We start from the raw sequence: 5067 nt of genomic DNA on the forward strand, positions 1-5067 counted from the left end.
CCAGGGCGTGCCGTCGGTCTGGCAGATGTCGGCGTGGATGAAATCCAGCGGCGCCGCGCTGGCATCCGGCCCGGCGCCGACACTGACCCGGCTGTCCAGGTCGGGGATCAGCCGCAGGTCGCCATAGGCGCCCCAGGGGTTGTCCTCGGCGATCAGGTCCTGGGGCGTCAGCGCGCTGTTGGCCGGCACCCAGCCGCAGCCGCCGACCTTGTAGCGCTCCAGTTCGTCGCTGGGAAAGGAGCGGCCACGGGTGACGCCGATCAGGTCGGTGGTGACGATGCTGGTCATGGCCACCGGGGTCAGGGCCTCGATGCCCTGGCCGCGGCTCATCCGCGGATCTCCCGCAGGCGGCCGAGCACGGTGTCGGTGTCGGTGATCCAGCAGTAGCCCTTGATTGCGTTGAGGCAGGCCTGGTGCCGGGTATCGCCGTAGGTGGCGCAGGCATCTTCCACCAGGGTCACCAGGTAGCCGCGGTCGGCGGCGTCGCGCACGGCCATGTCCACGCACTGGTCGGTGACGATCCCGGCGATGATCAGGTGGCGGGTTTCCAGGTTGCGCAGCACGTAGTCGATGTTGGTGGAGTTGAACACCCCGGAGGAGGTCTTGGGCAGCACGATCTCGTTTTCCACCGGTTCGAGCTCGGCAATGATCGCCGCCTGGGGGCTGCCCTTGGGCAGGTGCATGTCCGACAGCTTGTGGTCCAGGGAGCGGTCACGGCCATCGGCGGTCAGGCTTTCGATAATGGTGTGCAGCACGTTCTGCCGCGCCTCGCGCACCGCCGCCAGCAGCCGTTGCTGGTTGGGGATCACCCGCTCTCGTGCGCGCTTGAGAAAGGCCTCGCCCTCGGGCCCTTGCAGGTGCGGGTCGAACTGCGGTTCAAGCCACGCCCGCTGCATGTCCACCAGCAGCAGGGCGGTGTGGTCGACGACGAAGGGCAGGTCCCGGGGCGAACGGTGGGGCAGGCTGAACATCCTTATTTTTCCTCCAGCACATGGGTAGCAAATTCCGCCCGCAGGGCATCGATGCCCTCCAGGCGTTGATCAAGATGAGGGCTGCGCGGGGTCAGGCAGGCGACCAGCGCCTCGACCTGGGCCAGCGCCGGCACCAGGGTGTCGAATGGCGACAAGGATTCCACCGGTGCACTGATGACCAGGTCCGCCAGCTCCCGCAGCGGCGAGGCATAGATATCGGTGAACAGCACTACCCGGGCGTTGCGTGCCTTGACCGCGCTGGCCACGCGCATGGCCTGGGACTGGTAGCGGCGGTAGTCGAACAGCAGCACCAGGTCCTGGCGCTGGACATCGAACAGGCGGTCCGGCAGTTGGGCGTTGTCGTCAAGGAAGAAACAGCCCGGGCGCATCAGCCGCAGGTGGTTGAACAGGTAGAGGGCGAGGAAGCTGCTGAAGCGGCCGCCGAAGCAGTACACCGAATGCCGGCTGTCCAGCAGCCAGTCCATGAGCACGCGGATGTCTTCGGGCTGGGTCAGGGCCTGGGTGTCCTGCAGTACGCGCTGGCTGTCGGCCAGGTAGCGGCCCCAGGTATCGCCCTGGGCCACTTGCGAACGCGGGCGCAGCAGGGTGCTGGGGGAGCGCAGGCGGTCATCCATGTCACTGAGCAGGGCTTCCTGGAATTCGCCGTAGCCGCTGAAACCGAGCTTCTTCACCAGGCGCACGATGGTCGGATCGCTGACCCCGGCGTGTTCCGCCAGGCGTGACATCGGCCCCAGCCCATTGCGCGGGTAGTGATCGAGCAGGGCCCGCACGACCTTGCGCTCGGAGGGCGTGAGGTCGAGGGCGGGGTCGGTGATCAGGTCTCTGAGAGAGGGCATCGGGGTGCCTTGGAAAGTGATGTCGTTTTTATTTCATAAAATGGCGAAATGGATATTTATGTAATAGACGCTACATGTCTAGTGAATTTTCCTCTGATATCAAATTGCCCTGAAATGGGGCGGTTTCAGGTGGGAAACTGTTGTTGGCGGGGCGGGAAGCCACGGTGCGGGACGTAGGGGAGCGATCGCAACAGGGTCTGGCTTACGCCGAGCAGGCCGAATACAGTGGCGCGACCGCACCGGACAGGCACCAGCGTGCTGTTTTGCAATGAACCTTGGAGGCGGTTGCAGCAAAGATGTTGCATCTGCCCGGCCCGTTTAGGTTTGCCAATCGATAACGCCAGAGTAAACACCGTGCAGGCCACCCGTCTGACCCTGATCTGCCATGCCCGCACCGCCGCCCAGAAGCTGGCGCGTTTTCCCCGGGACGAACCCCTGGAGCTGGACTGGCAAGCCCAGGCCCTGAGCCGCGCCGGTGATTTCAAGCGCGGCATCCGGGTGTTGTGCGGGCCCGAGCTGCGTACCCGCCAGAGCGCCCAGCTGTTCAGCGCCGAGCATGAGGTGCAGGACGCCTTGCGCGACTGTGATTTCGGCGCCTGGCAGGGGCTGCGCATCGATGAACTGCAAGAGCGTGAACCCGAGGCGCTGCAGGCCTGGCTCAAGGACCCGCAGCTGGCGCCACCGGGAGGCGAATCCCTGGCCCAGTTGTGCCAGCGCGTGGCGCAATGGCTGGAGGTCATGGCGCAGCGCCCGGGCCACTGGCTGGCGGTGACCCATCCGTTCGTCATCCGCGCCGTGCTGGTGCAGGTGCTGCAGGCGCCGCTGGCCAGCTTCAACCAGATCGACATCGAGCCCCTGTCCCGGCTCGACCTGAGCCACGCCGGCCGCTGGCGCCTGCGCCTGCCCGGCCCCCCGACGCCATCCCGGTAGCCGCTGCCGAGCCCGCGAGGCTGCGCAAAGGCCCCGGGGGCCTTGCCTGGCCATCTCCAGCCGGACATGCGACGGCCTCCAGGCCAGCATCGCCGCGCCGATGCCCGCCGCCCCAGAGGGCTACAGAAGCATTTCTCATCAGGCCAAAGCGCCGCATACTGGCCCGCTGGCAAAACAGCGAGAGCAAGCCCATGAAAACCCTCCTGGTGATCGGCATCGGCGCCGGCAACCCCGACTACATCACGATCCAGGCGATCAAGGCGCTGAACCGCAGCGACGTGGTGTTCCTCATGGACAAGGGGCCGAGCAAGGATTCCCTGATCGACCTGCGGCGCGAGCTGTGCGAGCGCTACCTCACCGAGCGGCCCTTTCGTTACGTCGAGGCGCAGAACCCCGAGCGCGAGCGCGGCGACGTGGACTACCAGGCCAGTGTGCAGACCCTGAACCGCGACAAGCAGCAGGTCTTCGAGCGGCTGATCAACCAGGAACTGGCGGACGGTGAAACCGGCGCTTTTCTGGCCTGGGGCGATCCGGCGCTGTACGACAGCACCCTGCGCATCCTGCAGCAGATCCTGGCCAGCGGTACGGCGTCGTTCGAGTACGAAGTGATCCCCGGCGTCACCAGTGTCCAGGCCCTGACGGCCCGGCACAAAGTGCCGCTGAACCGCATTGGCCGCTCCGTGGAAATCACCACCGGACGCCGCCTGGCAGCGGGGCAGGCCGGCTCCGCCGACAGCCTGGTGGTGATGCTCGACGCCGAGGATTCCTACCGCCACCTGCGCAACCAGGGCCTGGACATCTACTGGGGGGCCTACCTGGGCACCGCGGATGAAATCCTCATCAGCGGCCCCTTGGACCAGGTGGCCGATGAAATCCGCCGTGTACGCCTGCAGGCCCGCCAGACCCATGGCTGGATCATGGACACCTACCTGCTGCGCAAACCCCAGGACTGACGCCCCGCCGGACCAGCGTCGCCCCCTTCGCCGGCAAGCCGGCTCCTACGGGCGCGGTGGTGTGGTGCTTTCCAGGCCGCGGCCGAAGCGTTCGCGGTACACCGACGGCGGTACGCCCACCAGGCCGCGAAAGGCCACGCGAAAGCTCTCCACCGAGCGATAACCGCAGCGCAGGGCAATGCTTTCGGTACTCTCGCTGCCGCTTTCCAACAGTTCCCTGGCCCGGGCCAGCCGTTCATGCTGCAGCCAGGCCTTGGGCGAGGCGCCAGTGGCGTCGTGGAAACGCCGCAGGAAGGTGCGTTCGCTCATCAGCGCCCGGGCCGCCAGTTCGCTCACGCTCAGCGGTTGATGCAGGCGCTCCCGGGCCCATTGCATGACTCGCGAAAGGTCGCTGCGCGGGGTACGGCTGACCGGTGCGGGAATGAACTGCGCCTGGCCGCCGGTGCGTTGTGGCGACATCACCAGGCGCCGGGCCACGCTGTTGGCCACCTGGGTGCCGAAATCCCGGGCCACCAGGTGCAGGCAGGCATCGATACCGGCGGCGCTGCCGGCGGAAGTGATCAGTTGCCCGGCATCGACATAGAGCACATCCGGGTCCACCCGAATATTCGGGAAACCCTCGGCCAGCTCGCGGGCGTAGCGCCAGTGAGTGGTGGCGCTACAACCATCCAGCAGCCCGGTCGCCGCCAGAACGAACACCCCGGAGCAGATCGACAGCAGCCGCGCACCGCGTTGGTGGGCCTGGCGCAGCGCTTCCAGCAACTTCGGCGGCGGCGCCTGCTCGCGGCTGCGCCAGCCGGGAATGATGATGGTCCGCGCCTGCTCCAGCAGCTCCAGGCCCCCGTCGGCCAGCACCTGGATCCCGCCCAGGGCACGCATCGGGCCGGGGTCCACGGCGGCGATGGTTTGCCGGTACCAGGGGAAATCGAACTCCGGCCGGGCCAGGCCGAAAATCTCCACGGCAATGCCGAACTCGAAGGTGCAAAGGCCGTCGTAGGCGAGAATCGCCACCAGTCCAGGGTGATTGTGCATTTGGCGGAAAGTTACCAGTCAGTGTCCGGGACGCCACTTTAGCGTGGTGGGGCAGGGCCTATAAAGTCCTTCCCACCCTAATCGCAAGTTTCTGGAGATGCCCATGACCAGCCTGGTCCGCAGCACTGCCGCCGCCCCTTCGGCCATTGCCCTGATGCATTTTTGCAACCGCCTGACCTTTGAAACCGACTGTTCCGACGTCCACAGCAGCCAGGAGGCCGGTGAAGTGGATTTTGTCCTGGTGGATGTGCGTGGCCCCGAAGCCTTTGCCCGTGGCCATGTCCCCGGGGCGATCAATCTGCCCGGGCGCTTGCTCACCGCCGA

The 5067-nt window shown here is 66.5% G+C and carries 6 protein-coding genes and 1 pseudogene; 3 read left to right on the top strand and 4 right to left on the bottom strand.

What is annotated here, in order from left to right; genetic code table 11:
- The 3 genes and pseudogenes from F6S12_RS29590 to F6S12_RS29600 form a co-directional block, all read right to left on the bottom strand.
- Positions 1 to 330 (bottom strand): annotated as a pseudogene (locus F6S12_RS29590) (glutamine synthetase); the annotation flags it as partial.
- On the bottom strand, positions 327 to 971 hold the full coding sequence (locus tag F6S12_RS29595; RefSeq protein ID WP_011060544.1) for an isochorismatase family cysteine hydrolase: 645 nt from the start codon (positions 969 to 971) through the stop codon (positions 327 to 329). The gene F6S12_RS29595 and the pseudogene F6S12_RS29590, both read right to left, overlap by 4 nt.
- Positions 972 to 973: 2 nt before the next feature.
- A complete protein-coding gene (locus F6S12_RS29600) occupies positions 974 to 1828 on the bottom strand; it encodes a MurR/RpiR family transcriptional regulator (protein WP_011060545.1) in 855 nt (284 codons plus the stop codon).
- Positions 1829 to 2182: 354 nt separating this feature from the next.
- Here F6S12_RS29600 and F6S12_RS29605 point away from each other — a divergent pair, with 354 nt between their 5' ends.
- Positions 2183 to 2758, top strand: coding sequence for a histidine phosphatase family protein (locus F6S12_RS29605; protein WP_125063416.1), 576 nt, complete (start codon positions 2183 to 2185; stop codon positions 2756 to 2758).
- 191 nt (positions 2759 to 2949) lie between these two features.
- Entirely contained in the window at positions 2950 to 3711 is a 762-nt protein-coding gene (gene cobF / locus F6S12_RS29610) for a precorrin-6A synthase (deacetylating) (RefSeq protein ID WP_015635042.1), read from the top strand.
- A 45-nt stretch (positions 3712 to 3756) separates the two neighbouring features.
- Here cobF and ftrA read toward each other — a convergent pair whose 3' ends face one another.
- Positions 3757 to 4743, bottom strand: coding sequence for a transcriptional regulator FtrA (ftrA, locus tag F6S12_RS29615; protein ID WP_019095782.1), 987 nt, complete (start codon positions 4741 to 4743; stop codon positions 3757 to 3759).
- Between the two features lie 103 nt (positions 4744 to 4846).
- Here ftrA and F6S12_RS29620 point away from each other — a divergent pair.
- Positions 4847 to 5067: rhodanese-like domain-containing protein (locus tag F6S12_RS29620; protein WP_315869677.1), on the top strand; the 221-nt coding region annotated here is incomplete at its 3' end.

This window comes from Pseudomonas sp. JV245A (genome assembly GCF_032424515.1).
Classification (GTDB): domain Bacteria; phylum Pseudomonadota; class Gammaproteobacteria; order Pseudomonadales; family Pseudomonadaceae; genus Aquipseudomonas; species Aquipseudomonas protegens.